The sequence below is a fragment of the Bacillus sp. AM1(2019) genome (genome assembly GCF_009906915.1).
GTDB classification, from domain to species: domain Bacteria; phylum Bacillota; class Bacilli; order Bacillales; family Bacillaceae; genus Bacillus; species Bacillus velezensis.
The window spans coordinates 1,013,578-1,039,584 of the sequence record NZ_CP047644.1; the positions used below are offsets into that span (position 1 = coordinate 1,013,578).

The 26,007-nt window shown below is 48.2% G+C and carries 26 protein-coding genes and 1 pseudogene; 14 read left to right on the plus strand and 13 right to left on the minus strand.

Translation table 11 applies throughout. The features are described 5' to 3' along the window. Positions 1-159: 159 nt before the first annotated feature. From GNE05_RS05235 to GNE05_RS05245, 3 genes are all read left to right on the plus strand, one after another. Positions 160-1,344 (plus strand): pyridoxal phosphate-dependent aminotransferase, encoded by a 1,185-nt coding sequence (locus GNE05_RS05235; protein WP_160182529.1) that lies wholly within the window; start codon positions 160-162, stop codon positions 1,342-1,344. 32 nt (positions 1,345-1,376) lie between these two features. Beyond that, positions 1,377-2,621, plus strand: coding sequence for a beta-ketoacyl synthase N-terminal-like domain-containing protein (locus GNE05_RS05240; protein WP_160182530.1), 1,245 nt, complete (start codon positions 1,377-1,379; stop codon positions 2,619-2,621). A gap of 230 nt (positions 2,622-2,851) precedes the next feature. Next, positions 2,852-4,240: a hemolysin family protein gene (locus GNE05_RS05245; RefSeq protein ID WP_007610337.1), complete on the plus strand. Its 1,389-nt coding sequence runs from the start codon at positions 2,852-2,854 to the stop codon at positions 4,238-4,240. Positions 4,241-4,253: 13 nt separating this feature from the next. Here GNE05_RS05245 and crcB read toward each other — a convergent pair whose 3' ends face one another. The 3 genes from crcB to GNE05_RS05260 are packed head-to-tail and all read right to left on the minus strand — an operon-like array spanning position 4,254 to position 5,723. Continuing rightward, positions 4,254-4,613 carry a fluoride efflux transporter CrcB gene (gene crcB, locus GNE05_RS05250; protein ID WP_012117180.1) on the minus strand — a complete coding sequence of 120 codons (360 nt, stop codon included), beginning with the start codon at positions 4,611-4,613 and terminating at the stop codon, positions 4,254-4,256. Continuing rightward, on the minus strand, positions 4,610-5,005 hold the full coding sequence (locus GNE05_RS05255; protein WP_069006985.1) for a fluoride efflux transporter FluC: 396 nt from the start codon (positions 5,003-5,005) through the stop codon (positions 4,610-4,612). Before GNE05_RS05255 ends, crcB begins: the two co-directional genes overlap by 4 nt. 1 nt (position 5,006) lies before the next feature. Further along, entirely contained in the window at positions 5,007-5,723 is a 717-nt protein-coding gene (locus tag GNE05_RS05260; RefSeq protein WP_160182531.1) for a glycerophosphodiester phosphodiesterase, read from the minus strand. 169 nt (positions 5,724-5,892) lie between these two features. Between GNE05_RS05260 and GNE05_RS05265 the strand changes: the two genes are divergently transcribed. From GNE05_RS05265 to GNE05_RS05275, 3 genes are all read left to right on the plus strand, one after another. Beyond that, the gene (locus tag GNE05_RS05265) at positions 5,893-5,997 is read left to right on the plus strand and encodes a YhdX family protein (protein ID WP_003155299.1); all 105 of its coding nucleotides are present in this window, start codon (positions 5,893-5,895) and stop codon (positions 5,995-5,997) included. A gap of 160 nt (positions 5,998-6,157) precedes the next feature. Continuing rightward, positions 6,158-7,273: a mechanosensitive ion channel family protein gene (locus GNE05_RS05270; protein ID WP_014417305.1), complete on the plus strand. Its 1,116-nt coding sequence runs from the start codon at positions 6,158-6,160 to the stop codon at positions 7,271-7,273. 63 nt (positions 7,274-7,336) lie between these two features. Further along, positions 7,337-8,068 (plus strand): NAD-dependent protein deacylase, encoded by a 732-nt coding sequence (locus GNE05_RS05275; RefSeq protein ID WP_370531147.1) that lies wholly within the window; start codon positions 7,337-7,339, stop codon positions 8,066-8,068. A gap of 32 nt (positions 8,069-8,100) precedes the next feature. On the opposite strand, the gene GNE05_RS05280 is transcribed toward GNE05_RS05275, so the two are convergent. Next, positions 8,101-8,949, minus strand: a complete 849-nt coding sequence (locus GNE05_RS05280) for a polysaccharide deacetylase family protein (protein ID WP_014417307.1) — start codon at positions 8,947-8,949, stop codon at positions 8,101-8,103. A gap of 256 nt (positions 8,950-9,205) precedes the next feature. Between GNE05_RS05280 and dat the strand changes: the two genes are divergently transcribed. Beyond that, positions 9,206-10,057, plus strand: coding sequence for a D-amino-acid transaminase (gene dat, locus GNE05_RS05285; RefSeq protein WP_014417308.1), 852 nt, complete (start codon positions 9,206-9,208; stop codon positions 10,055-10,057). A gap of 41 nt (positions 10,058-10,098) precedes the next feature. Here the strand turns inward: dat and GNE05_RS05290 are convergent, their stop codons facing one another. Continuing rightward, positions 10,099-10,683, minus strand: a complete 585-nt coding sequence (locus tag GNE05_RS05290; RefSeq protein WP_012117186.1) for a TetR/AcrR family transcriptional regulator — start codon at positions 10,681-10,683, stop codon at positions 10,099-10,101. A 108-nt stretch (positions 10,684-10,791) separates the two neighbouring features. Between GNE05_RS05290 and GNE05_RS05295 the strand changes: the two genes are divergently transcribed. Then, positions 10,792-11,343 carry a hypothetical protein gene (locus tag GNE05_RS05295; RefSeq protein WP_014417310.1) on the plus strand — a complete coding sequence of 184 codons (552 nt, stop codon included), beginning with the start codon at positions 10,792-10,794 and terminating at the stop codon, positions 11,341-11,343. Between the two features lie 38 nt (positions 11,344-11,381). Here GNE05_RS05295 and GNE05_RS05300 read toward each other — a convergent pair whose 3' ends face one another. Then, positions 11,382-11,882, minus strand: coding sequence for a universal stress protein (locus GNE05_RS05300; protein ID WP_007409250.1), 501 nt, complete (start codon positions 11,880-11,882; stop codon positions 11,382-11,384). A gap of 421 nt (positions 11,883-12,303) precedes the next feature. Between GNE05_RS05300 and GNE05_RS05305 the strand changes: the two genes are divergently transcribed. Both GNE05_RS05305 and GNE05_RS05310 read left to right on the plus strand, forming a co-directional pair. Continuing rightward, the gene (locus GNE05_RS05305; protein WP_160182532.1) at positions 12,304-14,061 is read left to right on the plus strand and encodes a multidrug ABC transporter ATP-binding protein BmrC; all 1,758 of its coding nucleotides are present in this window, start codon (positions 12,304-12,306) and stop codon (positions 14,059-14,061) included. Beyond that, positions 14,058-16,079, plus strand: a complete 2,022-nt coding sequence (locus GNE05_RS05310) for a multidrug resistance ABC transporter ATP-binding protein/permease BmrD (RefSeq protein WP_115940950.1) — start codon at positions 14,058-14,060, stop codon at positions 16,077-16,079. The genes GNE05_RS05305 and GNE05_RS05310 overlap by 4 nt, the downstream gene beginning before the upstream one ends. Positions 16,080-16,118: 39 nt before the next feature. On the opposite strand, the gene GNE05_RS05315 is transcribed toward GNE05_RS05310, so the two are convergent. The 6 genes from GNE05_RS05315 to GNE05_RS05335 form a co-directional block, all read right to left on the minus strand. Then, a complete protein-coding gene (locus GNE05_RS05315) occupies positions 16,119-16,739 on the minus strand; it encodes an NAD(P)-dependent oxidoreductase (protein ID WP_014417314.1) in 621 nt (206 codons plus the stop codon). Between the two features lie 28 nt (positions 16,740-16,767). Next, positions 16,768-16,893: a hypothetical protein gene (locus GNE05_RS21205; RefSeq protein WP_007610363.1), complete on the minus strand. Its 126-nt coding sequence runs from the start codon at positions 16,891-16,893 to the stop codon at positions 16,768-16,770. Positions 16,894-16,994: 101 nt separating this feature from the next. Further along, positions 16,995-17,201, minus strand: coding sequence for an alpha/beta-type small acid-soluble spore protein (locus GNE05_RS05320; protein ID WP_014417315.1), 207 nt, complete (start codon positions 17,199-17,201; stop codon positions 16,995-16,997). 224 nt (positions 17,202-17,425) lie between these two features. Beyond that, complete coding sequence (locus GNE05_RS05325; protein ID WP_012117190.1) at positions 17,426-17,641, minus strand: YheE family protein; 216 nt, start codon at positions 17,639-17,641, stop codon at positions 17,426-17,428. Between the two features lie 82 nt (positions 17,642-17,723). Then, entirely contained in the window at positions 17,724-19,082 is a 1,359-nt protein-coding gene (locus GNE05_RS05330) for a YheC/YheD family endospore coat-associated protein (RefSeq protein WP_014417316.1), read from the minus strand. After that, a complete protein-coding gene (locus GNE05_RS05335) occupies positions 19,072-20,163 on the minus strand; it encodes a YheC/YheD family endospore coat-associated protein (protein WP_014417317.1) in 1,092 nt (363 codons plus the stop codon). The genes GNE05_RS05330 and GNE05_RS05335 overlap by 11 nt, the downstream gene beginning before the upstream one ends. A gap of 238 nt (positions 20,164-20,401) precedes the next feature. Between GNE05_RS05335 and GNE05_RS05340 the strand changes: the two genes are divergently transcribed. After that, positions 20,402-21,535 carry a DUF445 domain-containing protein gene (locus GNE05_RS05340; protein WP_022553604.1) on the plus strand — a complete coding sequence of 378 codons (1,134 nt, stop codon included), beginning with the start codon at positions 20,402-20,404 and terminating at the stop codon, positions 21,533-21,535. 85 nt (positions 21,536-21,620) lie between these two features. Next, positions 21,621-21,971, plus strand: coding sequence for a YlbF/YmcA family competence regulator (locus GNE05_RS05345; protein WP_014720937.1), 351 nt, complete (start codon positions 21,621-21,623; stop codon positions 21,969-21,971). Positions 21,972-22,009: 38 nt separating this feature from the next. On the opposite strand, the pseudogene GNE05_RS05350 reads toward GNE05_RS05345, so the two are convergent. Beyond that, positions 22,010-23,139, minus strand: a pseudogene (locus GNE05_RS05350) (DNA alkylation repair protein). A gap of 383 nt (positions 23,140-23,522) precedes the next feature. Here GNE05_RS05350 and GNE05_RS05355 point away from each other — a divergent pair. Then, positions 23,523-24,389: a Cof-type HAD-IIB family hydrolase gene (locus GNE05_RS05355; protein ID WP_012117197.1), complete on the plus strand. Its 867-nt coding sequence runs from the start codon at positions 23,523-23,525 to the stop codon at positions 24,387-24,389. A 112-nt stretch (positions 24,390-24,501) separates the two neighbouring features. Continuing rightward, positions 24,502-26,004, plus strand: a complete 1,503-nt coding sequence (locus tag GNE05_RS05360; protein ID WP_160182533.1) for a coproporphyrinogen III oxidase — start codon at positions 24,502-24,504, stop codon at positions 26,002-26,004. Positions 26,005-26,007: the final 3 nt, after the last annotated feature.

The following is a 26,007-nucleotide window of genomic DNA, read 5'->3' on the forward strand; positions in this document are numbered from 1 at the left end:
GAATAGTTTAATATATGAAGGGGAGTTTGCACAAGTTTATTGTTTTCCGTCTTTCTCCTGAAACGGCGCGGCGGGCTGTCTGAAAAAGCGTTGACTGCGCCAGGTAAATCTTTCATAATCATTGTAAATAGAAACGGAAGAAAAAGACAGAAGGGACAGATGACAGTGGCCGGTTTATCACGGGAAGTGACACAGAATCTGGAGAAAGGTTCATGGATACGCAAACTATTTGATGAAGGCGCGCGGCTGAAAAAAGAGTTCGGCGCCGATAAGGTGTTTGACTTTTCAATAGGAAATCCGGTTGCGGAGCCGCCTGAAACGTTTAAAAAGGCGCTTTGCGAAGCGGCTGAAACAGGGCGGCACGGATACATACAAAACCAGGGGCTTCCGGAGGCGAGAGAAAAGGCTGCGCGCTTTTTGTCAGAGCGGTTTCAGACAGAAATTTCCGCCAGGCATACAGTCATGACGGTCGGAGCCGGAGGGGCGCTGAATGTCGCGCTGAAGAGCATTTTAAACCCGGAGGAAGAAGTCATCCTTCTTTCGCCTTATTTTGCGGAATATAAAGCGTATGTTGAAAATTACCGCGGCAGACCCGTCATCCGCCCGCTGACTGACTCATTTGAGATTGATATTGAAGCGGTTAAAGGTGCGATCACCCCCCGTACGAAAGGACTGATCGTTAATACGCCGCATAATCCGACGGGGACTGTGCTCAGCCAGAAAAACCTTAACGAATTGGGCGCCTTATTAAAAGAAGCCGAAGAGCGGAACGGCCAAAGCATATTTATTTTATTTGATGAACCGTACAGCCAGCTGATCTACGGAGAAGAGCAGGCGAATCCGTTTCAGGCGTATCACCGCGTGATTTTAGTCAGTTCGTTCAGTAAAGATCTCGGCATTGCGGGGGAAAGGCTCGGGTATATCGCGGCAGACGCCCAAATGCCTGAGGGCGATCTTCTGACGGATGCGTTCGTTTTCTGCAACCGGACGCTCGGCTTTGTGAACGCTCCGGTCATGATGCAGCGCGCCGTGGCGAAAATGGATGATCTTTCGATTGACGCTGAACCTTACAGAAAGCGGAGAGACCTTATGGTGGACATCCTCACAGAAGCCGGCTTCGAATTTGAAATGCCGAAAGGAGGCTTTTTCGTCTTTCCGAAATCACCGATTGAAGACGAGGTGGCGTTCTGCATGCATGCCGCACAGAAATACAAACTATTGATCGTACCCGGCAGCGGATTTGGAAAAAGCGGCTATTTCCGATTATCTTTCAGCGTGCCTTCAGAACAGATCAGACAGTCGCGCGATATTTTCAAAGCACTGTATCAAGATTTTTCTTCATAGCTTCCAATACATAAAGATGGGAGAACGGACAAATGTCGAGGAGAAATAATGGCACGTCAGACATCAGCATTACAGGAATCGGAGTCTTAACCGCGGTCGGACAAGGCAAGGAGGCGTTTCTCGATGCGCTCATGGAGGGGCGGCACGCCTTTGATGTGATGAAACGGCCCGGCCGGCAGAAAGGCAGTTCGTTTATCGGCGCGGAGCTTAGCGGATTAACGCCGCCGGACGCGCTGTCCAAGCGCTTGTACCGAAGGGCCGCATTATCAGGAAAGACGGCGCTTATCGCTTTATATGAAGCGTGGCATGACGCTCAATTAGACGGCGCTGACCACAGCCGCACCGGTCTGATCATCGGCGGCTCGAATATGACGCAGCGCGAATTGCTGCAGGTCTTTGAGAAAAACGGTGAAACGCCGCAATTTGTAAATCCGACATACGGGCTTTCTTTTATGGATAGTGATTTGTCGGGGCTTTGTACGGAGCAATTCGGGATAAAAGGGCCGGCCTTTACGGTCGGCGGCGCGTCGGCAAGCGGCCAGGCGGCGGTTATTCAGGCTGCTCAAGGAATCAAAGGAGGCCTGTTTGACCGATGCATCGTGATCGGGGCGCTGGCCGATCTGTCGTACATGGAGTGTCATGCTCTCCGTTCTTTGGGAGCGATGGGCACTGATACATACGCTGAACGGCCTGAAGCCGCCTGCCGCCCGTTTGACCGGCATACGGACGGGTTTATATTCGGAGAGGCGTGCGGGGCGATTGTGCTGGAACGCGCTGAATCTGCCGAAGAGAGGGGCGCGCGTTCGTGGGCCGGCTTAAAGGGCTGGGGGATGGCTTCCGATGCGAACCGCAACCCGAATCCTTCAGCAGAGGGCGAAATGACGGTGATCCGCCAGGCGCTGGAGCGGGCCGGTCTTTCAGCAAAAGAGATCGATTACATCAACCCGCACGGCACCGGTTCGCCGATCGGTGATAAGACTGAATGCCGGGCGCTTTCTGAAAGCGGCCTGTCGCACGCGCGGATTAATGCGACAAAATCGATTACCGGACACGGTCTGAGTGCGGCCGGAACGGTGGAAATCATTGCTGCTCTCTTGCAAATGCGGGAAAACAAGCTTCATCCGATCCGAAACTTAACGGAGCCGATTGATGATTCTTTTCAGTGGGTGACCGACGGGCCGAGCGCCCATACCGTACACCATGCGTTAAGCTTAAGCATGGGATTCGGGGGGATTAATACGGCGCTTTGTTTAGAAAATCATTTCCGAAGCAGATAACGGCAGCCTTCTTTTTGAAGGCTGTTTTTTATATGATAAAAAATCTGAAAATGATGAAAGAATGGAGTTGTGATACAATAAACTATACAAATGACAATCATGCTTTGACTTAGGAGGTGGCAGGATGGGGCCCTCTGTGTAGTCAATCACCCATTTCGTTCCTCTCGCTTAAGAAAAAACGATGAAATCAGGAGGTGACGTCCTTATCCTTCAATTCGGGATAAGGTGAAATGGACGATATTGACAGTTTGATTTTAATCGGTGTGCTCATTGCGTTAACGGCATTTTTCGTGGCGAGTGAATTTGCGATCGTCAGAGTGAGAAGATCCAGAATTGATCAGCTCATTTCAGAAGGGAACAGACGGGCGGTGCTCGCAAAGCGTATCATTACGGATCTTGATGAGTATTTATCCGCCTCGCAGCTTGGCATTACACTCACCTCCATCGGGCTCGGCGTACTGGGAGAGCCTGCATTTGAGCGGATGCTTCATCCTGTGTTTCAGGGTATGGGGCTGCCGGATTCAGCCGAGCATGTGATTGCTTTTGCTGCGGCGTACGGGCTGATTACGTTTTTACATGTCGTCGTCGGTGAGCTTGCGCCTAAAACGGTTGCGATTCAAAAAGCGGAAAAGCTGACGTTATGGATTGCCGGACCGCTTCGGTTATTTTACGTGTTCATGTTCCCGTTTATTTGGGTGCTGAACGGCTCCGCGAGAATTCTGACCGGTTTGGCCGGATTAAAGCCGGCATCTGAGCATGAAGGCTCCCACTCTGAAGAAGAGCTGCGGATCCTGCTGTCAGAAAGTTTAAAAAACGGAGAAATCAATCCGTCTGAATATACGTTTGTGAATAAAATTTTTGATTTTGATAATCGGATCGCCAAGGAAATCATGATCCCGAGAAAAGAAATCGCGGCTGTTTCCACTGATATGGACGTGCCGGAAATGCTTGATATGATGCTGAAAGACAAATATACGCGCTGGCCCGTAACGGACGGGGACAAAGACAGCGTCATCGGCATGATCAATACGAAGCATCTCTTTTCAGATCTGCTGTTTATGACAGAAGATGAAAAAGCGGAAGTATCCATCACGTCTTACGTCCGCCCGGTGATTGAAGTCATCGAGACGATCCCGATACACGACCTGCTGATAAAAATGCAGAGAGAACGGATTCATTTGGCGATATTGTCTGATGAATACGGCGGAACGTCCGGTCTTGTGACGACCGAAGACATCCTTGAAGAAATCGTCGGCGATATCAGAGACGAATTTGATGAGGACGAACAGCCGCAGATTCAAAAGCTGTCCGAACGCCATTATGTGCTGGACGGAAAGGTTCGGATTGATCAGGTGAATCATCTTCTCGGCGCAGGGATTGAAGAGGAAGTCGACACGATCGGCGGTCTTGTGCTGAAACGGAATATTGACATCTGTGCGGGTGAGTCGATACAAATCGGGGGATACACTGCCCTCATATTAGAAATGGACGGCCGGTTTATTAAACAGCTTGAACTCAAAGAAGAACAGGGCCGCCCGGGCGGTCAGGGAACAATAAACCGCCAGCTGCCCGTGCCTGAAACGGTCATGCTTCATAACGCAACCTTGAGCGAAAAATAAGCTCAAGGTTTTTTTAAATGGATATCATAACAAAGCCGCACCAGAACGCCAAAAGGCTTCCGGCTGCTGAAACAGCGATGTAGAGCAGGCTTTCCTTTATGCGATTGTTCATCATCAGCTGCACGGCTTCAATACTGAACGTGGAAAAGGTCGTAAACGCACCGAAAAAGCCCGTCGCGATGATGATGCCGGCAGAAGGATTATCCAGACCCAGGCCGGTGAACATGCCGAGGCCGAAGGAGCCGAGCAGGTTGACCGCAGCCATTCCAAGCGGCATCGGAAAACCTTTTGTTCTTTCTGAAATTGTTTTACCCAGCAGAGACCGTAATACCGCTCCGATACCCGCTGCGATAAGCATCAGGACAATCGTCATGGCGTATCATGCCCCCTTCCCGCTGCGTGAAGGGCAATCCGCCGTCCCCAGAAAATGCCGGCACATGCAAGGGTAATGCCAGAGACTAATGTCGCGGCAAAATAACAAAAAGCCGCTGCGGGAGACGATTGCAGCAGAAAAATGGTTTCTTTTGCGAAGGTTGACATCGTCGTGAAGCCTCCGCAAAAACCGGTTCCTAAAAAGGCGGTCAAAAGAGGGCGTTTAGCCCGAATGATGAAATAACCCGTAATAAGACCGAGTAAAAGGCTTCCCGCCGTATTTTCGAGGAAAGTGGCCGCCGGGAAAGAACCGCTGTGAATGTGCGCGCTCATTTCAAAGCGGAGCAATGCGCCAAGCGCGCCTCCGATAAAAATTGCGATGTATTGTTTCATATCAGCCATCCTTAGAAATAAAATCCGGAAAATCAGTTACAATGCCGTCAACTGCCATCATTTGCAGTTTTTCGGCCGTCTTTTGATTTCTGACCGTCCAGGCAAATACTTTCAGGCCGTGTCTGTGAGCGGTGGAAATCAAGAACCGATTCAGGCGGGTATATTTAATATTGACATAATTTACGGCTGATTTGTAGGCGGCCAGCTGGCTTTTGGAAAACATCCCGAAGCTGGGTCTTGCAATTATTGCAGTCGGAACGGACGGATACATGTCGTGAAAGGTCTGAATTGACTTGAGGCTGAATGATTGAACGATAGGGCGGATGGAAAAGGAAAACCTGCTTAACAGCTGGCCGACTGCTTTTTCAAGACCGATTTGAGAAACGTGCCCCTTCAGTTCAATTAAAAATCCGATTTCAGAATGATAACGCTTCAGAACCTCTTCGAGCAGGGGAATCCGCTCCCCTTTAAACTCAGCCCCATACCAGCTGCCGGCATCCAGAGACTGCAGCTTCTTCAGCGTAAAATCTTTTACAAAACCGGAGCCGTCCGTCGTCCGGTCGACTTTGTCATCATGGATGACGACAATCTGGCCGTCTTTTGTGAGCTGGACGTCAAGCTCAATGAAATCAGCGTTCATTTCGGCAGCGATATCAAATGCCGCAAATGTATTTTCGGGCGCGTAACCGGATGCGCCGCGATGAGCGATGGTATACAAGCTTGTCAGCTCCCCTCATGGGCATTTCTGTTATTATATCAGATTCGTATATGCACAGCGATTCAAACTGGTGAATGTGCGAAACAGTATTTTTTTGGAATAAAGATAGTGCTTTTTTCGGTTTACAATCCGCAGTGATGATTTATAATGGCAAAAAGGAGGCGAGATCATGGGAAAAGGGAGATTGAAAGTGGAAGAAAGAATTAAGGCCGAAACCGATGCTGAAATCCAAAAAGCGACTCTCCTGAAACAGACACAATCAAAGAAGAAATAGTGCCTGACCCTGTTGTATCTGGCTGAAAGATGAACGAATGTGTGAAAACCCCGGCTGTGCTCTGATGCCGGGGTTTTTCAGGCTGCCTAAAGACATTAAAAGAAGCTGATGTCCGAATGTTTTAGTATAATAGATTTTCGACAAGACAAAGGAGCATGCCATGATGACACAATTTCAGAGCTTTTTTACGCTTGACCATATTTCGCAGATCAGTATCAGCATCGGAATTTTAGCGGCTTTTCTCGTTTTGAGAAAACTGTTTGTCAAATACTTTTTTCAGCTCGTTTACAAATTGGCGAACAAGCCGAAAACCGACATATTCAAACAGATTGCCGTAGCGTTTGACAAGCCGGCCAGATGGTTTTTCGTGGCGCTGGGTCTGTTTTTGGCGATTGAGTATTCGCCGTTTTTAGACGGGCAGATGGACATTGTCAAAAAATTGTACCGCTCTCTGATCGTTGCGCTGATCGCCTGGGGGCTTTGCAATCTGACATCGGCGTCTTCGTTTTTATTTCATAAAGTCAATCAGCGTTTTGAGCTTGATATGGATGACATTTTGGCGCCGTTTTTATCCAAGGTGCTGCGCTTTGTCATTCTGGCGCTCAGCGTCAGTGTGATCGCGCAGGAATTCAATTATGATGTAAACGGGTTCGTGGCCGGACTCGGACTTGGCGGATTGGCCTTCGCGCTCGCGGCTAAAGATACGATCAGCAATTTTTTCGGCGGCATTATCATCATTACGGAAAAGCCGTTTACGATCGGCGACTGGGTCGAGACGTCATCTGTAACGGGGGGCGTTGAAGATATCACATTCCGAAGCACAAGGTTCCGGACGGCGCAGGGGGCGCTTGTTACCGTGCCCAATTCAACGCTGTCTATGGAAGCCATCACAAACTGGACGAGGATGACGAAGCGCCAGGTCACGTTTTCTGTTCGTGTTTCTTATGCGACGCCGATTGATCGTTTAGAGCGGTGCATCACAAGGCTCAGAGAAATGCTTCGTGAACATGAAGGCGTGCATGATGATACGATTATGGTTAACTTTGACGTGTTTGCGGACAGCTATTATAATCTGTTTTTCAACTTTTACACAAAGACCATCGTCTGGGCGGAAAGCTTGGACGTGCGGCAGGATATCAACCGCCGGATTATTGATATTTTTGCTGAGGAAGGCGTGGAGTTCGCCTATCCGGGCCAGAATGTATTCGTAAAACAGAAGAGCCACGATGATCCGGTTCATGTGAAGGATCATTCCGGAGAAAAAGAACGGGCATAACAGGCGCCGTTCTTTTTTCATGATATGATAAAAAGAAAAGGCGGTGGAAGAGTGGAAGCGTTTATGACATTGATCAATCAGGCGGAACGTATCGTGGTGCTGACGGGAGCGGGAATGAGCACGGAATCCGGCATTCCTGATTTTCGTTCGGCGGGCGGTATATGGACCGAAGACACCTCCAGAATGGAAGCGATGAGCAGGGAATACTTTGAACGCCGTCCGCGTGAATTCTGGCCTAAATTCAAACAGCTCTTTCAGATGAAAATGAGCGGAGGCTATGAGCCGAATGCCGGCCATACGTATTTGGCGGATCTTGAAAAGCGGGGAAAGCAGGTAGACATTTTCACGCAGAATATTGACGGGCTGCATAAGAAAGCGGGAAGCAGCAGTGTCTATGAGCTTCACGGTTCAATTCAGACCGCCGCATGCCCCCGCTGCGGAGCGCGCTACGGGCTTTCTCATCTGCTGAAGGACGAAGTGCCGGAATGTACGGCGGAAATCGGTGATCATGCGGTATGCGGCACCGTATTAAAAACGGATGTCGTGCTGTTCGGCGATCTCGTTCAGCATTTTGAAACCCTTTATGAAAAGCTTGATAAAGCTGATCTTCTTCTTGTGATCGGCACTTCGCTTGAAGTGGCGCCGGCAAGGTTTGTCCCTGAGGATGCGGGCCGGATTCCCGGTTTGAAGCAGGTGATCATTAACCTTGAGCCGACATATTGCGACCATTTATTTGATCTTGTCATCCATGAGAAGATCGGTGAATTTGCAAAACGGATCAGCGCCGCGACATAAAAAAGCCGGATCATATACAGATCCGGCTTTTCTTATTCATGGACGGGAATCATTTGATCCGTCAGAACATCAAAGGAGTAGCCCTGGGCTTTCAGTTTTTGGATCAGGCTAGGCAAAGCGTGCACCGTCGCAGGCAGATCGTGCATTAAAATGACATGCGGCCTGCTCGTATGAACGCTTTCCAAATATGCGAGCTGATTCAATACTTCCGGCACGTACCGTGCGTTTTTGTACTTCCAGTCTTCACTGTCTATCGTCCAGTCCCAGTACACGAATCCGCCTTTTTCGAGATTCTTAATCTGGGCAGCCGTCAATGACGGTTTACTGCCGTATGGCGTGCGGACAAGATCCGTTTTTACTCCGGTGATTGCCTCGAGCGTATCGCGTCCCTGCTGCATTTCGTTCAGCGGTGATGTCGGTGTTTGATAAAACAGGTGATTATCGTGCGTCACGCCGTGCAGGCCGAGCGCGATTCCTTCCTGCTTCGCTCTTTGCACGGAATGCTTATAGGCTTTCATCCGCGGTTCAAGCATAAAAAAAGTGGCCTTTGCGCCATTTGCCTTCAATACATTCAACAGCTGTTCAGTATATGGAGACGGCCCGTCGTCGAAGGTTAAATATACCGTTTTTTTCCCTGGGTCACGCTCTTTCTGCAAATGTTTCATTAAGACGTCGGGAGAATCATTTTTCAGCCGCAGGCTTTCTGCTTCATCCCGAAGCTGCCCGTTTGCGGTCACGGTGACCTGTTTGTTTTTTGCGGCGGAAGCGGAATATCCCATTATGACGATTACCAGAAGCAGTCCGCACAAAACTGCTAAACTTGTAAGTTTAAAAGCCAATGAAAACAGAGAAGGGGAAGCACCTTCTTTTGTGTTGCGCATAACAATCTCTCCAGTAGCATAAGTTTCTGCATAATGCCGATAACAGCGGAGGCTTGCGAAGTGCCATAAGTTAACAGCATATGTATGTCGAATCAAGTATACAGGAACAAAACTGGAAAAGACATAGAAAAGATGTCGAATAATAAGATTTTAAGAAAAAAATAAACTCCGCAGCCGGCTCGTTCAGTATGATAGAATAGTTGACAATAACAGCTGAGAATGTACATCACGGCAGATAACGATTAGGAGGGTTTACATGAAGACATTAGTAAACGGCCAGTTGATTGATCGTGAAGAAGCGGCAGTTGATATTGAGGACCGCGGATATCAATTCGGTGACGGTGTGTATGAGGTCATCAGAGTGTATAACGGCGCCTTATTCGGTCTGCGTGAGCATATCGTCCGTCTTTTCAGAAGCGCCGCAGAAATCGGCATCACCCTGCCGTTCTCCGCAGAGGACATAGAATGGGATCTGCAAAAGCTCGTACAGGAAAACAAACTCATTGACGGCGGGGTCTATATACAGACGACGAGAGGGAAGGCGCCGCGGAAGCACCAGTATGACGAAGGATTGGAACCGCAGACGACGGCATACACCTTTTCAGTGAAAAAACCGGAAAATGAACAAAAAGCCGGAGCGCAGGCCATAACGGCGGAAGACAAACGCTGGCTGAGGTGTGACATTAAGAGTCTGAATTTACTGTATAATGTGATGATTAAACAAAAAGCCTATGAAGCAGGCGCTTATGAAGCGGTGCTGATAAGGGACGGAGCGGTTACGGAAGGAACCTCTTCCAATGTATACGCCGTCATAAACGGCACTGTCCGGACGCATCCTGCAAATGAGCTGATTTTAAACGGCATTACGCGGATGAAACTGTTAGAGCTGATGAAAGAAAACGGGATTGAGGTGCGGGAGAAGGCTCTTACCGAAGACGAACTCAGGGATGCGGATGAAATTTTCATCTCGTCAACGACGGCTGAATTAATCCCGATCGTAACCCTTGACGGAAAACCGGTCGGAAGCGGCGCGCCGGGACCTGTAGCCAAAACGATTCAGGAGGCTTTTCAGTCGCACATTCAGCAGGAGCTCGGCGTTCAGTCATAAGCTGAAAAAAGGCCGGAACACATCCGGCCTTTTTGCTTCAGTCAGATAAAAAGAGATTCGATATGCTGCACGAGCACACGGGAGATCTTCTCTTTTGAAAGACGCTCAGGTTCAAGCATGGCATGCAGCGCCAATCCGTCGGCGATGGCGTACATTTTCTCCGCTTCGATCTCTTTATCAAGATTCGGTTTCAGAAGCTTATTTTCATCCAGCCAGTCAATCAGACCGCGGATATATGCCAAGATCCCGTCCTGCTGGGGTTGAAACTCTTCTCCCTTATGTCTGGCATAAGCTGTGAAAGCGAACCATACCTCCATTTCAGCCATCGTTTCTTCATCTGTCGGGATGATTTCAAGCATCAGACGCACCGCTTTTTCTTTCGGCGGCAGATCTTTCATGGCAACTTCGTTAATTCTGGCGGCCGCTTTTTCTTTTACGAGTGTCATCGCATACCCTAAAAGCTCATCCTGGGTGGTGAAATAGTGCCTCAGCGCGCCTAAAGAAAGACCCGCTTCCTGGGCGATGTTTCTCACTGTCGCTCCTTCCATTCCCCGCTCCAAAATCGTCCGCCAAGTGGCTTCGGCTATTTGTTTTCTTCTTTTTTCATGATCGATTATTTTAGGCATGGTTCCAGTGTAACAGGAAATATTTTTTCTTGCAATTTTGCAATACAGTTGTATTAAATAAAAAGCAGTGATACAATGCATTTTAGAAAACGATAAGGGGGAACCGGATTGAACGCGATTGCTTGGTTGATTGTCATTTGTGAGGCTGCTTTTTGGGCGGCTGTCATCTTCGGATTGGCGGCGCGCTATATATTCAGGCGGCAAAAGCTCGGAATGTTTTTTTTCGCTCTCATTCCTTTATTGGATGCCGTACTGTTTCTGGCGGCTGCAGCTGATTTATACAGAGGGGCGGCGGCGACTATGGCGCATGCGGTGGCGGCCATTTATATCGGAGTGTCTGTCGCCTTCGGGAAAAGCATGATTCAATGGGCGGATGAGCGGTTCCGCTATTATGTGGTCAAGGAAGGGGCAAAACCGGTCAAACGGTACGGACTGGATTATGCCAAACATTATGCAAAAGGGTGGGGAAGACATGTATTAGCATTTGTCATCGGCGGCGTTCTTTTAGCCGGAACGGTATTTCTCATTCAGGACGCTTCCCGCACCGAAGCGCTCAGCGTACTGTTAAAGGGCTGGTCTGTCGTATTGTGCATCGATTTTTTGATCATGGCGAGTTTTTTTGTGATGCCGAAAAAAAGAAGAAACAGCCGGGAGCTGTAAAAAAAGCAGCTTTTGATTAAGCTGCTTTACAGAAAGAATTATTTTACGATCAGCACGGGAATATCGGATTTCGATGACAGTTTTTCACTGACGCTTCCGAATAAAAGTTTTTTCAGCCTGTTCTGGTCCCGGCTCCCCATGACGATCAAATCCGCCGATATACGGTCGGCATGCTCGATAATGGCATCAGCGGGATCACCTTCTAAAATGTCGATATCCCCGTCAATCTGGCTGTCGTTCATCAGCATTCTCGCTTCCGCAACGATTTCTTCCGTACGGTCTTCATAAATCATCGGATCAGGGGAGATTCTTTCCGCCTGGAGCGGGTCAGGAACGCTTGCAATCCCGCCGCCGATATACGTTGCCCCGGCTCCCGGCCTCGGGGGATCAACAATCGTCCGGGTATCTTTTGCATTGTGGGAATGTACGACCGTTAAATCCGCGTGAAATGTTTTTGAAAGGTCTATGGCTTTTTGGAGCGCTTTTTTACTATCATCACTTCCGTCAAAAGCTGCTATCAACCGGTCCGCGTGAAACATCGGCCTCATCCTTTCAGTAAAAAAGGTTTGTTTTACAATACCCGAATGGCAGAAATGCAAAACCTGCATTGACAAAAAAAGGATTTGTTTATATGATGAAGGAACAATATAGGGAAAAAGGAGGTATGGATCATGTCAAAACTAAAGCTTGTCAACTCATCTTCAGCTGAATACCGGCGTGACTCCCATACAGCTTCCGTTTTCTGAACATTTGCTTAAAAACGGGGCAGTCGCGCATAAACGGCGGGTCTGTACCTTATTTATAATAATAAGAGGCATGGAGCTGAGGCTTCATGTCTTTTTTTATACAAAAAAATGAAAGAAAGACAGGTGTGATGCATGTGGCGGTATTAGCGAAAACAATGAAAAACAATCCGGAAAAGCTTGAGGGCGGCTGATTGATGAAAGGGGATGACGGTATTTGTTTACTGTATTAAAAAAGCTCGCGTGGTTTTTTAGAGCCTATTGGCTGCGCTATACGACAGCGATTGTTCTGTTATTGATTGTGAATGTCATTGAAATGTTTCCGCCTAAACTTCTTGGTAACGCGATAGACGATATGAAGGCGGGTGTGTTTACAAAAAGCGGGATGCTGTTTTACATATGTGTTTTTCTCGCATTAACGGCAGCCGTCTATTTACTGTCTTATTTTTGGATGTATCAGCTTTTCGGCGGGGCGAATGTCATGGAGAAGATTCTCCGTTCAAAGCTGATGGGAAGGCTTCTTCAAATGTCACCGCCGTTTTACGAGAAATACAGAACGGGCGATTTAATGGCGCGGGGGACAAATGACTTGCAGGCCGTCAGTATGACGACGGGCTTCGGGGTCTTAACGCTCGTTGATTCGACGATGTATATGCTGACGATATTTTTGACAATGGGGCTTCTCATCAGCTGGAAGCTGACATTTGCCGCGATTATTCCGCTGCCGATAATGGCGGCTGCGGTCAGCCTGTATGGAAAAAAGATCCATGAGCGGTTTACGGAAGCGCAGGATGCTTTCGGATCATTAAATGACAAGGTGCTGGAGTCGGTATCCGGCGTCCGGGTCATCCGGGCATTCGTGCAGGAAAAAAATGATGTCAGCCGGTTCGGTGATATGACGGCGGATGTATATGAGAAAAATATGAAGGTGGCGTTTATCGATTCACTTTTTGAACCGACTGTGAAGCTTCTCGTCGGCCTCAGCTATCTTATCGGTCTCGGCTACGGCGCTTATCTCGTTTTTCAAAACCGGCTGACGCTGGGAGAGCTGGTATCGTTTAACGTGTACCTCGGAATGATGATCTGGCCGATGTTTGCGATCGGAGAATTAATCAATATCATGCAGCGCGGAAATGCCTCCTTGGATCGTGTCAATGAGACGCTTTCCTATGAGCCTGACGTGACAGGACCCAAGCACCCCGCCGGCATCAAGGAGCCAGGGCGTCTTGTTTTTGAACATGTGACTTTCACGTATCCGAGCGGAGCGGGACCGGCGGTTTCTGATGTATCTTTTTCCGTAGAAAAAGGGCAGACACTCGGCATCGTCGGGAAGACGGGAAGCGGAAAGACGACGATCATTAAGCAGCTGTTGCGTGAATATCCGCCCGGGGCTGGAGCAATCACGTTTACAGGCGTTCCGATTCAGGAGATTCCGCTTGAGGAGCTCCGCGGGTGGATCGGCTATGTGCCGCAGGATCATATTTTATTTTCAAAGACTGTAAAAGAGAATCTGCTTTACGGACGGCAGTATGCAAACGAAGAGGAAATCGGCAGCGCGCTGAAAGATGCGCATTTTGAAAACGATATCGGTATGCTTTCCGACGGGCTTGAGACGCTTGTCGGCGAGAAGGGCGTAGCGCTCTCGGGCGGACAAAAGCAGCGCATCTCAATTGCGAGAGCGCTTTTGACCGATCCGGACATTCTCATATTAGATGATTCGCTTTCTGCCGTAGACGCGAAAACGGAAGCCGCTATCATTGACAGCATCCGTAAAAAACGGCGGCATAAAACAACGATTATCACCACCCACCGGCTCTCGGCAGTTGAACACGCAGATCTCATTCTCGTCATGGATGAAGGCCGGGTATCTGAAAGAGGCACGCACCGGGAGCTATTGGCGCAGAACGGCTGGTATCGAAAACAATATGAGAGGCAGCAGCTGTCCTCTCTTGAAGAAGGGGGGACGGGCGCATGAAGACTGGGAGAAGATTATGGAATTACGCGCTTCAATATAAGAAGCTGCTGATATGGGCGGTCGTCCTGCTCATTATTGCGGTCGGCACTGAGCTGACCGGCCCGTTTATCGGAAAAAAAATGATTGACGACCACATTCTCGGCATTGAAAAAACATGGGTTAAAGCCTCTGCGGACGATCCGGGCGCCGTCAGGTTCCGGGGGCATGATTATGTCAGGGAGGACCGGCTCAAACCGGGGGCGGACAAAACCGGAGAGGCGCACATTTATCAAGTCGGTGCGGGCTACTATTTTGTTGACCGTCCCGTCAGTTTTGACGGAAACCGTTCTGTGTCTGACGGCCGGCTGACAATATCAAACGGTAAAGAAAGCAGGTCATATCCCGCCATTACGTTATCAAGACAGGAGATTTTTCAATTTTACCGTCCCGAAATAAAAGGATTGCTGACGCTGACCGCCATTTACGCGGGACTGCTCATGTTTTCCGTATGTTTTCATTACGGCCAGCATTATCTGCTGCAGATGGGAGCGAATCGGATCATACAGCGCATGAGGCAGGATGTATTTTCACACATTCAGAAAATGCCGATCCGCTACTTTGATAATCTGCCTGCCGGAAAAGTCGTGGCCCGCATTACGAATGACACAGAAGCGGTGAGGGATTTATATGTAACGGTGCTGTCGACATTTATCACAAGCGGCGTTTATATGCTCGGCATTTTTACGGCGCTGTTTATGCTTGACGTCAGGCTGGCCGCCGTTTGCCTGCTGATTATCCCGATTTTAATGATCTGGTCGGTTGTGTATCGCAAATACGCATCCGTCTTCAACCAAAAAATCCGTTCCATTAACAGTGACATCAATGCGAAAATGAACGAGTCCATTCAAGGGATGCCGATTATTCAGGCGTTCCGCCGAGAGAAGGAAACGATGAAGGAATTTGAAGAATTGAATGAAGCTCATTTCCGCTACAAAAACAAAATGCTGTCCTTAAATTCCCTCATGTCCCACAGTCTTGTCAATGTGTTGCGCAATCTGGCGTTTGTCGGGCTGATATGGTATTTCGGAGGCGCGAGTCTGAGTGCGGCCGGAATTGTTTCGATCGGCGTTTTATATGCATTTGTTGATTATTTAAACCGTTTGTTCCAGCCGGTTACGGGGATTGTCAACCAATTTTCGAAGCTTGAATTGGCCCGTGTCTCTGCCGCCAGGGTATTCGAGCTTTTACAGGAGGAGGAAACGGAAGAAGAAGGCGCTCCCGCAGACAGAAAGGCGAAAGGGACAGTGGAATTCCGTGATGTTTCTTTTGGATATCGAAAGGGGGAAGAGGTGCTGAAACACATCAGCTTTACAGCTGAAAAAGGGGAGACGGTCGCCCTCGTCGGCCATACGGGGTCCGGCAAAAGCTCCATCCTGAATCTTCTGTTCCGTTTTTATGATGCTCAAAAAGGGGATATTCTGCTGGACGATAAAAGCATATACGGCATGTCGAGGCAGGAGCTGAGGTCGCATATGGGCATTGTGCTGCAAGACCCGTATCTTTTCTCGGGCACGATCGGCTCCAATGTGACACTCGATGATCAGCGTATTTCTTTGGAGCAGGCGGAAGAAGCGCTTCGCCAAGTCGGCGCCGCAAGTCTTCTGCAATCCCTGCCGAAGGGCATCAGAGAGCCCGTCACTGAAAAAGGCGGCACACTGTCCTCAGGCCAGCGTCAGCTGATTTCTTTTGCAAGAGCGCTTGTGTTTGATCCGGCCATTTTAATTTTGGATGAGGCGACGGCGCACATTGACACCGAAACAGAAGCAGTCATTCAAAAAGCGCTGCAAGTCGTTCAAGAAGGGCGCACGACATTTATTATCGCCCATCGGCTTTCCACGATCAGACACGCGGACCAGATTCTCGTGCTGGAAAAGGGCCGCATCATTGAAAAGGGAAGCCATGACGAATTAATGGCGCAAAAGGGGCAGTACCATCAAATGTATGAATTGCAGAAAGGAACGGCGAAGTCCGCGGTGTAATCGGAAAGGGTGAATCTAAAGATTCGCCCTTTTTTTCATTCAGTAAGCCAGTCCCACCCGTTTTCTGACAAACTGCGGGCTGATCAGCTCACGGTACAGAAAATGCGCCGTGTCTCCGACGGTGATTTCAGCGCCGTCTTCAGGAAGGCGATCCTGTTCGAACCGGTAAACTCCGGCAGCATCTCCGTCAGGAAGGTAGGTGGGACAGATGATCGTCCAGTCAAGATCCTCTGCCAGCAGCATCTCGTATACGCGGGCGTGTTCTTTTGCGGCTCTTGTTGATTTTCGTTTTGATTCTGCCGATTCAAAACGGTATTGATCAGGCATAAGCCGTGATTGAAGGATACCCGCGGTGCCGATCGTAATCAGACGCTGAACATGATGCCGTTTCATGCCGTCTATGATATGGGTCATAGCGGCTGAAAGGGTATCGTCACCGTCCGTGCCGAGACAGCTCACGACTGTGTCCGCTTTGGAAATCAATCGGCTTACATCTTCCCGCCGCCTCGCATTCCCTGTTATGATATGTTTTTCAGGAATGGGAAGGACTGTTCCGGCTGATCTGACAAGAGCGAATATCTCCATGTGTCCATGTTTCTGCGCTTCTTTTATAAAAGCCTGTCCGACTCTTCCCGTTGCTCCGAGTAAAGCGATGTTCATGTAAAAAACCTCCTCGCCGCTCATTATATCATTCAAAGCAGCGGGGAAAAGAATACCTGTGAATAAACGGGAAATGGTGGGCAACATATTCATTGACCAAAGAGACACTTACGAACTGAAACAGCTCCCAATTGACTGAGGCAATGAATGACATGTTTTCCCTCCTTTTTTCCTAGGGTATGTGGAATAGGAAAAAAGGGTGACGGCATAAAAGAAGACGCGGTATCCCGCGCCTTCTGTAAGCCATTTATTGAGTTATTGTACGCCTTGGCCGCCCATGCTCTGCTGTGCGAAAGATACTAAACGTTTCGTGATTTCTCCTCCGACAGAACCGTTTGCACGAGAAGTTGTTTCTCCGCCAAGGTTTACGCCGAACTCAGAAGCAATTTCGTATTTCATTTGGTCGATTGCTTGAGCAGCGCCGGGTACTACGAGTTGGTTTGAAGAGTTGTTGTTTGCCATTTGTATGATCTCCTTTATAAAGTAGTATGGTTGGGTTTGCTGGAATTGCACCAGCCGATGATTTTCGGAATGAAAACCATTGCCAGCTCGGCTTCACCCAATGCTGTTTGCCGCTTTGTACTACGTATTATGGTAAAGCAAACGGCATCTCATTCGGAAAACGGTGTGGTAAATAGCGGAAGGAAAAAGAAAAGCCCAGCCTGGTGCGGCTGAGCTTTTAGCTTTCAGTCATATATGTGATAAAGCATTAATTCATGCAGCTCTTTTACGAGAGCCGGCTCTTCTTTTCCCGGATGTGTGTGTCCCCATTCAATGTCTCCGGACTTATGGTAAATCCCTTCGTAATGCGTACCCTGCCAGTAAAATGAAATCCGCCATCCGGGCAGTTTCTCTTTTTTGAATAACGGTTTCCAGCTGAAGTGCGAAATCATGACGTTCACGCTCCTTATGGGAAATGTTGATCTTGTTCATTGTAGCTCATCGTTCATTGCCTGTCCCGGGTAAACCAAAAAAAAGACAGCCTCACCGCCAAAGTTTTTCCGGGGCGGTGATGGACCGTTCTGATAAATACGACGCGTATTCAAAATTTCTCCGTTTTGTCAGGTAATCGACCGATCTCAGCTTCGGATGGGAAAAAATGCTGCGCCCGGGGCGGGAATTGGCTTCAAACATCCAAACTTTCCCTGAATGATCGACGCCGAGGTCAAAACCGATTTCGCCGATAAAACCTTCAATGTGCTCATTTAACACGCGGCTGACCGCCAAGGCGGCTTTTGAAAGTTTCCGCATCATGCCGACTCTCTCGCGCGGATCGCCGTATAATTCAGCTAACGTCCTGACTTCTCCGCCAGTTGCCAGATGCGTCGTGATGCTGTTTTCACCGGAAATTTTTGCCGCAATGGCCGTCACTGTCCACTTCCCCTCGGCGTTTTTATTCGTGTGCACCCTGAAATCGACGGGGCGCCCATCCAGCCGGATCAGGTCAATGCCTTGCTGAATTAAAAATGCGGACGGGTCATTGTTTTCTTTAAATGATGTCATGAAGGATGCCGCATCTGAATACTCTGCCGTCACCACCGTTTTTTCCTCATTCGTGTGTTTGACAGATAAGCCGGCATCTGTTTTTTCCACCTTGTAAATCCCCGTTCCGAGTGCGCCGTCTGCAGGTTTGATATAGACGGTGTCAAACGTGCTGCATAACGTTTCTAACGCTTCCGCATTCGGGTGCAGGATAGATTTTGGCAGAAGTGAAGCGGTGAGACTGTTTTTTTCCAGAAGCTTATGAATGTCCCATTTATTAAAGAATTGCGGATTAAACCACGGAATCTGATAGACATTCATCAGCCTTTGTTTTGTCTGTTGTAAAAGCGGAACTTCTTCCGTTTTTCGGCTCGGGAGTCTGTCATATACGACATTCGGAAGCGGGACGGCCGTCCGTTTCCAGCTGTTTTCTTTATAAATCAGCGCTTGGACGGTGCCTTCTTCCCAGTTGATCTGATGAGCACCGAAAACAAAACAATATCCGTTCGCCTGTTCATGAAGAGAGAGCATCTTGGAAAAGAAGTCTGTGCGGTCTCTTAACGGGCGGGTCGGCGATGATGTGAACCCGGCTGTGAAAACGCCGATCAGCGGACCGATGTGCACCGTCTGGCCGTGTATGAGAAAGTCAGCCCGGCTTTTATGCGGTATCAACAGCTCCTCAAACAAATCTTCAGAAAGGAGCGCGCTTTTTTCAAGTGATTGAGAAAAGGCTACACGGCATTTGACAACCTTGGTCCCGAAGGCAGCGGATAAAAGCCCTTCCCGTTTCATGGAGGAGGGGAGAAACAGCGTATTTTTGCTTTTTTTATCGATGCCGACAATCATCCCTTTATGATTCACGCGGTAATACTCCTTTCCGGCTTTCCTGTGACTGAAGTTCGCGGAAGCGTCTCAGCGGACTCGTATACAAATCCTCTTTCGCCTCCGGAGCCACGCTTAAAATAGCTTTCCGCCCCGGCTTTGAATTGACATCCAAAAGCCAGATGCGTCCGTCTTTGGCATAACAAATATCGAGCCCCAGCTCAAACAGCGGCCCGAACCGTTCGTCAAGGAAATAAGGGACGGATTGGGTGATCGAAAAGACATCATCCAATAAAACGGCCTGCTGCTTTCTCGGAATTTCCTCAAACCATGTGTCAAACTTAATCGGTTCAGATCCTCCGGGGAAATGAGATAAAAGACCGTTCTGATAACCCCTTCTGACCGCTTTTCCGACCGTTTCCCAAACGCCTGACTCAGTTTTGCGCATGAAAATGCGGATGTCGCACGGATGCCGCTCTTTATCCTGGATATTTAAGTAGGATTGAAGCAAATAGCGGTGCTGCAGCACTTTTTTGCACCAAGACTTAAAAGACACGTGATTGGAAAATGATTTTGTTTGTTTGTTTTTTCCGATATAGTAAGTGGCCGTAATTGATTTTTTGCCTGTTTCAAGCAGGATGATGCCTCTGCCTCCCGCGCCGAAAGCGGGCTTAAGTATACATGCTTTTTCCTTGGCTAAGTATGATTGCACCTGTTCATAGCGGCTGACTTCGGCCGTTTCAGGAATATAGGGACTGATCAGATGATGTTTTTGGAGCGCATCCGTGACCGTCCATTTATCAGGAAGCCCCCGGCCGATAAATTCCGTTTTCCGATATTTTTTCAGCCATTCGACGATCGGTTTGGCTTTTTGCGCTTCAGCGGATTTTCCGTAAAAACAGCGGTCGTAAATATATTCGGGAATATCGATTTCCGTTTCGTTCCACTTTCCGCTTTGCGGGTGATAGACGAGCGCTTTTACGCGCAAAGAATCCGGAAATATATCAAACGGTGTAAAGCGGGCTAAGCGCACATTATATTGAGGCGCTCTTTCAGCCAATTCCCCGGCGTAATCTTCTTCGTGCCGGCGGGATACAGACATAAAACCGAGTGTTGTCATATTATTACTCCCCCTTTATTCAAAAAGCCGCTGATGGAACGGCCCTTCCATCCAATAAATATGCTAAGGCGCATCATAAAAGATGATCTACTGTAAAGAGTACGAAACAGCATCTTGCCTTATTCCTCACAAACAACAATTCAGGTTCTTCATTTGCCCGCATGCACGCCAGCCTCTATAATACGAATAGATATATCATCAAGAAAATAGAACATTAGATGGAGGCAGAAGAAAAGGAATGGGCATAGCAGGAACGTTTCTATTTATGATTGTGATCGGAGCCGCGATCGGCGCGGTGACGAATCATCTTGCCATTCAGATGTTATTTCGTCCGTACCGGCCGTATTACCTGTTCGGAAAACGGGTTCCGTTTACGCCGGGGCTGATCCCGAAAAGGCGGGATGAATTGGCAAAACAAATGGGGCTCATGGTGACGAACCACCTTTTAACCCCGGAAGGAATAAAAAAACGGCTTTTATCAGATACCGTTAAAAACCAGGCGCTTCTTTTCGCCGAACAATTCACACAAAAAATGGCCGCTTCCGAGATGACGGTGCACGAAGCTTTGGCCGCCGCGGGCATCCGGAATCCGCAGGAAAAGACGGATGCCTGGATTGACCGTTTTACCGATGAAAAGCTTTCGGAACTGTACCGGAAATATGAGCACCGCGCCATAAAAGACTGGCTTCCTGATGAGCTGCAGGAAAAGCTGGATGCAAAAGTCCCGATGGCCGCAGATTATATTCTGAAGCGGAGCATTGATTATTTTGAGAGCGAAGAAGGGAAAGACAGGCTCGGAAATATGATTGACGACTTTTTGAATTCCCGGGGGATGCTCGGCGGCATGGTGCAGATGTTCCTCGGCAATTCAAGCTTGGCAGACCGTGTGCTGCCTGAGCTGTTAAAGTTTTTGCGCAATGAGGAAACGAAAAAGCTTCTGGCTGATCTGCTTTCTCAAGAATGGGGCAAGCTCAAATCTTATACACTTTATGAGGCCGATGAAAAGTGGAATGCGAAAGATCTGCTGTTCAGCATGAAAAAGCGGGCTTTGGCCGCACTTCAAACCGCGCCCTTTTTCGAATGCCGGCTCGGTGACATCATCTCCCGTTATGAAGGGGAGATTACGGGGACGTACGCGCCGAAGCTGCTTGATGCGGCACTCGGCGGTATTGCCGCTCATTTGGAGGATGTGCTGAAACGGCTGCGTCTTGAGGAAGTGGTCAAAGAGCAGGTTGATCAGTTTCCCGTTGAACGGCTGGAGGAAATGGTGCTGTCGATTTCCAAGAGAGAATTTAAGATGATAACGTATTTAGGCGGTTTGCTCGGCGGGATAATCGGAGCAATTCAGGCTTTGTTTGTCATTCTTTTCTAAGGAAAACATACGCCGATGATGAAAGTCGCTCCGCAGTCTGTTATAGTGGAGTGGTATGTCCGAAAGGAAGAAAGGAGCGGTTACTATGGCAGTTCATTTTTATGATGCAGCATATGATCTTGAAAAAGCTTTGCGAAACAGTGATGAATACAGCCGTCTGAGAGGGCTTTATGATCAAGTAAACGCAGATGAATCCGCAAAACGCATGTTTGATAACTTCCGCAATGTACAGCTGCAGCTTCAGCAGAAACAGATGTCAGGTGAAGAAATCACTCAGGAAGAGGTAGAGCAGGCACAAAAAACGGTTGCTCTCGTACAGCAGCATGAATTGATTTCTCAGCTGATGGAAGCGGAACAGCGCATGAGCATGCTGATCGGCGAGTTAAACAAAATCATTATGAAACCTCTTGAAGAGCTTTACGGCAGCCCGGAATAAGCTCCACACCCCTCCATCTATGAAATGGAGGGGTTTTTTTATTCAACAGAAAAATCAAGCGAACCTTTTACCGTACCGTTAATGATGACAGACAGAGTGTGAATTCCCCGATAATGCTTGCGGGTGGTTAAATCTTTAAGGGAATGATGTTTGCTGAAGGTTTTTACGTCCCCGTTATCCATGGCGGACTCCGACATCTTAAACACCTTGCGGCTGCGGTGCCCCCTTTTCTTTACAAAATCAATCGCGTATTCAACCCTGACTTTTTGCCGGGCGGATGAGCGGATCTGAAAAGAAAAATGTATGCTTGTTCCGATGGCGGCCGTTTCCGAATTCAGTGTAAAACGTTCCAATGAAATCCGGGAGGCGTCTTCAAACCCGAAAACCGCAAGCGCCTGTTTGTCTCCTCTTTTTAACAGTGTCCTGCAGGCGTGCTTCAAAATCCAGTCCGTGTGCGGACAGCTTCCGAACCGCTCGGCTGCGATCTATCCGGATGTGTTTTGGAGATGTCATTCAGGTTATTCGCCACGCTTTTTCTGACATATAACGAGTCATCCTGCATCAAGCGGTCCAGAACAGGGAGAATCGGAGAAGGATCGTCAAGAAGAGCCGGAATGGAGATTCCCCATGGGAGGCGCGGTCTTGAGCCTTCGCTGGCAAGCCTTCTGACATGTTCGTCCGGATGCTCCGTCCAGGAAAGGAACTCTTTGAACATCCGCTCCCGGTCAAGCCTGATATACGGGCGGACCGCAAATTCGGAAGTGGAAAAACGAGTGAAATACTGAAGCGCCTTCATTGATTCGTCCCAGTGATCCGTTCCGTACTGTTGGACATAATCGGGAAAAATAATCCCGGCGAGCCCTGAGAAGCGGGGAGCTGTCTCATATAAGACGTCAAGCGCCCGTATGTAATCCTTCGGCAGTGTTTCATATAAAGAGTCTGTGATCCGGCGCATCCGCTGTTTTAACGTCAGTCCGGGCCAATCTTCCTGAAACATCAGCGCCCGGCACTTGTCCCGCTCAAAAGCCGGATGCGCCGATTTGATTCTGTTCAGAAGTGCTTCTGCAAATTCTTCGTTATAAATATCTTTTAATAGAGACATGACAGTCACCGCTTTTTTTCTTTTATTATATGAGAATGTATGTTCCCTTTCAACTTTATCATACATTCAGCACAGATATTCCCTCTGATTTTTTTAGTTAAAAAAACCCTTGTTTTTTAACAATATAATTGAGATAATAACTCTGAAAGCGCCTACACTTACAGATGATCTAAGGATACGGTCGCCTATACTGCCTGGTATGTTAAGGGGTAGCAACAGAGAGTAAGTGAAACGAGCGCATCAACGGTCAAATAAGGGGTTCCTGATATATTTCGTAAATAGAAATACACATTGGGGAGAAGGCAGCAAATCGATCGTATCCCAACAAAACGACAGTTCAAAGTCTGCTTGAGGCAGGCTTTTTTGCTGCGGAGAAAAGGTTGTTCTAAACAAAGAGACAGGGTCATATCCTAATGACAAGTACAGTCATCAAGGAGGGGGACTTCTCTGTGTCAAAACAAATGCTGGCGTTAAATATAGACGGAGCGCTTCTTCGCTCCAACGGCAAACTTCATCAGACGACAAAGGATGCCATCGAATACGTCAAGAAAAAAGGAATTTACGTCACACTGGTCACAAACCGCCATTTTCGCTCCGCTCAAAAAGTGGCGAAAATATTAAAGCTGAATGCAAAATTGATTACCCACAGCGGCGCATACATTTCTGAAAAAATAGATGAGCCGTTTTTTGAAAAGAAAATATCAGAAGATCACACGTTTAATATTGTTCAGGTGCTGGAAAGCTATCCATGCAATATCCGGCTTCTTCACGAAAAATATTCGATCGGAAACAAGAAGAAAGTGAACTCCAATCTGGTCGGGAAAACAATGATTCATCCGTCTGACCCGATTTTTTATCCGGTGCAGTTTGTCGAATCATTAAGTGACCTGCTCCTTGATGAGCCGGTTTCAGCGCCCGTCATTGAAGTGCATGCCGAAGATGGCCTGCAGGCTGACATAACGGATACGATAATGAAAGCATTCCCGGCCGTCGATGTGATCCGCGTCAACGGAGAAAAACTGAACATCGTGCCTAAAGGGGTTTCAAAAGAAAGCGGACTTTCTATGGTCGCCGCTGAACTCGGGCTTTCAATGGAAGAGGTTGTGGCTATCGGCCATCAGGAAGATGATCTGCCGATGATCGAGCTGGCCGGTCTCGGCGTCGCGATGGGGAATGCTTCAAATGAATTAAAAAGAAAAGCGGACTGGGTGACAAGGTCAAATGATGAACAGGGAGTCGCCTATATGATTAAGGAATATTTCCGCATGCAGCACCGCAAAGGCTTTCTCGATAAGTTCCACATGAAACGGCCGTAATCAAGAGCCGCAGACGCGAAACGCCGGTCTGCGGCTTTTTCGCGGATTGATTTTAGCCTGTTCTTTCTGTACACTAAAGAAAGTTTTGAATCTGAAAAATAAGGTGATCACATTGCAAATAAAAATAGACGGCATCACGGATGACAGGCTGCATCGTCCGCTGCAAAACATCGCGAATTTATTTTTTGAAGAGTGTGTTCTTGCGTACGGCGAAACGGAGGAACCCTCTGATCTCGTCATCTCACTTGCCATTTCTCAAGATGCAGACAGCGTGTCGGTATCCGGAGAAATCAAAGGAACCGGCGAAAAGGAACATCATACGAAACCGCTTCTTACCGGATGGAGCGAAAAAGAAGTATTTAAACAGGTGAAAAACACGCTGTCATACGTCTACTTAAATCTTCTTCAATCGCATACGGGCATGACACAAAAATGGGGAATCTTAACCGGCATCAGACCTACTAAACTTCTTCATAAAAAGCTGCAGAGCGGCCTGACAAAAGAAGAGGCGCACGCCGATCTGAAAAAAGATTATCTGATCCATGATGAAAAAATCAATCTGATGCAGGAGATTGTCGACCGTCAGCTCGCTGCGGTTCCCGATCTGTACCGGGTCAAAGATGAAGTCAGCATATATATCGGCATCCCGTTCTGCCCGACGAAATGCGCCTACTGCACGTTTCCGGCATATGCCATTCAAGGACAGGCGGGAAGAGTCGGCTCCTTTTTATGGGGGCTTCACTATGAAATGCAGAAAATCGGAGAATGGCTGAAGCGGCATGATATCAAAGTGACGACCATTTATTTCGGCGGCGGCACGCCGACAAGCATTACCGCTGAAGAAATGGATCTTTTATATGAAGAAATGGTCCGCTCTTTCCCGGATGTCGCGAATATCAGGGAGATTACCGTTGAAGCGGGCCGACCCGACACGATTACGGAGGAAAAGCTGGCCGTTTTAAATAAGTATAAGATTGACAGAATCAGCATTAACCCGCAATCTTATGAAAACGAAACGCTTAAGGCCATCGGCAGACATCATACAGTTGAAGAAACCATCGAAAAATACCATCTTTCCCGCAAACACGGCATGAATAACATCAACATGGACCTGATCATCGGCCTGCCGGGAGAAGGGACGGCTGAGTTCAGACACAGTCTTGAAGAAACGGAAAAGCTGATGCCTGAATCTTTGACCGTTCATACGCTTTCTTTTAAACGGGCGTCAGAAATGACGAGAAACAAGCATAAGTATAAAGTTGCCGACAGACAGGAAGTGTCCCGCATGATGGATGACGCCGTCCGCTGGACAAAAGAGCACGGGTATACGCCGTACTACTTGTACCGGCAGAAAAACATTCTCGGAAACCTTGAAAATGTCGGCTACTCCTTCCCTGGTCAGGAAAGCATCTACAACATTATGATTATGGAAGAAGTGCAGACGATTATCGGTATCGGCTGCGGCGCGGCAAGCAAATTCATTCATCCGGAAACCGGAAAAATCACGCACTTCGCCAATCCGAAAGATCCGAAATCATATAATGACCGATTCGAGCATTATACAGAAGAGAAAATCAAATACTTAGATGAGATGTTCGTTAAATCTGCATTATAATAT

Bases quoted from the DNA above. Each gene is read 5' to 3' on its own strand.
- GNE05_RS05235 (WP_160182529.1), top strand. From the start codon at position 160: ATGACAGTGGCCGGTTTATCACGGGAAGTGACACAGAATCTGGAGAAA.
- GNE05_RS05240 (WP_160182530.1), top strand. From the start codon at position 1,377: ATGTCGAGGAGAAATAATGGCACGTCAGACATCAGCATTACAGGAATC.
- GNE05_RS05245 (WP_007610337.1), top strand. From the start codon at position 2,852: ATGGACGATATTGACAGTTTGATTTTAATCGGTGTGCTCATTGCGTTA.
- crcB (WP_012117180.1), bottom strand. From the start codon at position 4,613: ATGACGATTGTCCTGATGCTTATCGCAGCGGGTATCGGAGCGGTATTA.
- GNE05_RS05255 (WP_069006985.1), bottom strand. From the start codon at position 5,005: ATGAAACAATACATCGCAATTTTTATCGGAGGCGCGCTTGGCGCATTG.
- GNE05_RS05265 (WP_003155299.1), top strand. From the start codon at position 5,893: ATGGGAAAAGGGAGATTGAAAGTGGAAGAAAGAATTAAGGCCGAAACC.
- GNE05_RS05270 (WP_014417305.1), top strand. From the start codon at position 6,158: ATGATGACACAATTTCAGAGCTTTTTTACGCTTGACCATATTTCGCAG.
- GNE05_RS05275 (WP_370531147.1), top strand. From the start codon at position 7,337: ATGACATTGATCAATCAGGCGGAACGTATCGTGGTGCTGACGGGAGCG.
- GNE05_RS05280 (WP_014417307.1), bottom strand. From the start codon at position 8,949: ATGCGCAACACAAAAGAAGGTGCTTCCCCTTCTCTGTTTTCATTGGCT.
- dat (WP_014417308.1), top strand. From the start codon at position 9,206: ATGAAGACATTAGTAAACGGCCAGTTGATTGATCGTGAAGAAGCGGCA.
- GNE05_RS05290 (WP_012117186.1), bottom strand. From the start codon at position 10,683: ATGCCTAAAATAATCGATCATGAAAAAAGAAGAAAACAAATAGCCGAA.
- GNE05_RS05300 (WP_007409250.1), bottom strand. From the start codon at position 11,882: ATGTTTCACGCGGACCGGTTGATAGCAGCTTTTGACGGAAGTGATGAT.
- GNE05_RS05310 (WP_115940950.1), top strand. From the start codon at position 14,058: ATGAAGACTGGGAGAAGATTATGGAATTACGCGCTTCAATATAAGAAG.
- GNE05_RS05315 (WP_014417314.1), bottom strand. From the start codon at position 16,739: ATGAACATCGCTTTACTCGGAGCAACGGGAAGAGTCGGACAGGCTTTT.
- GNE05_RS21205 (WP_007610363.1), bottom strand. From the start codon at position 16,893: ATGTCATTCATTGCCTCAGTCAATTGGGAGCTGTTTCAGTTCGTAAGT.
- GNE05_RS05320 (WP_014417315.1), bottom strand. From the start codon at position 17,201: ATGGCAAACAACAACTCTTCAAACCAACTCGTAGTACCCGGCGCTGCT.
- GNE05_RS05335 (WP_014417317.1), bottom strand. From the start codon at position 20,163: ATGACAACACTCGGTTTTATGTCTGTATCCCGCCGGCACGAAGAAGAT.
- GNE05_RS05340 (WP_022553604.1), top strand. From the start codon at position 20,402: ATGGGCATAGCAGGAACGTTTCTATTTATGATTGTGATCGGAGCCGCG.
- GNE05_RS05345 (WP_014720937.1), top strand. From the start codon at position 21,621: ATGGCAGTTCATTTTTATGATGCAGCATATGATCTTGAAAAAGCTTTG.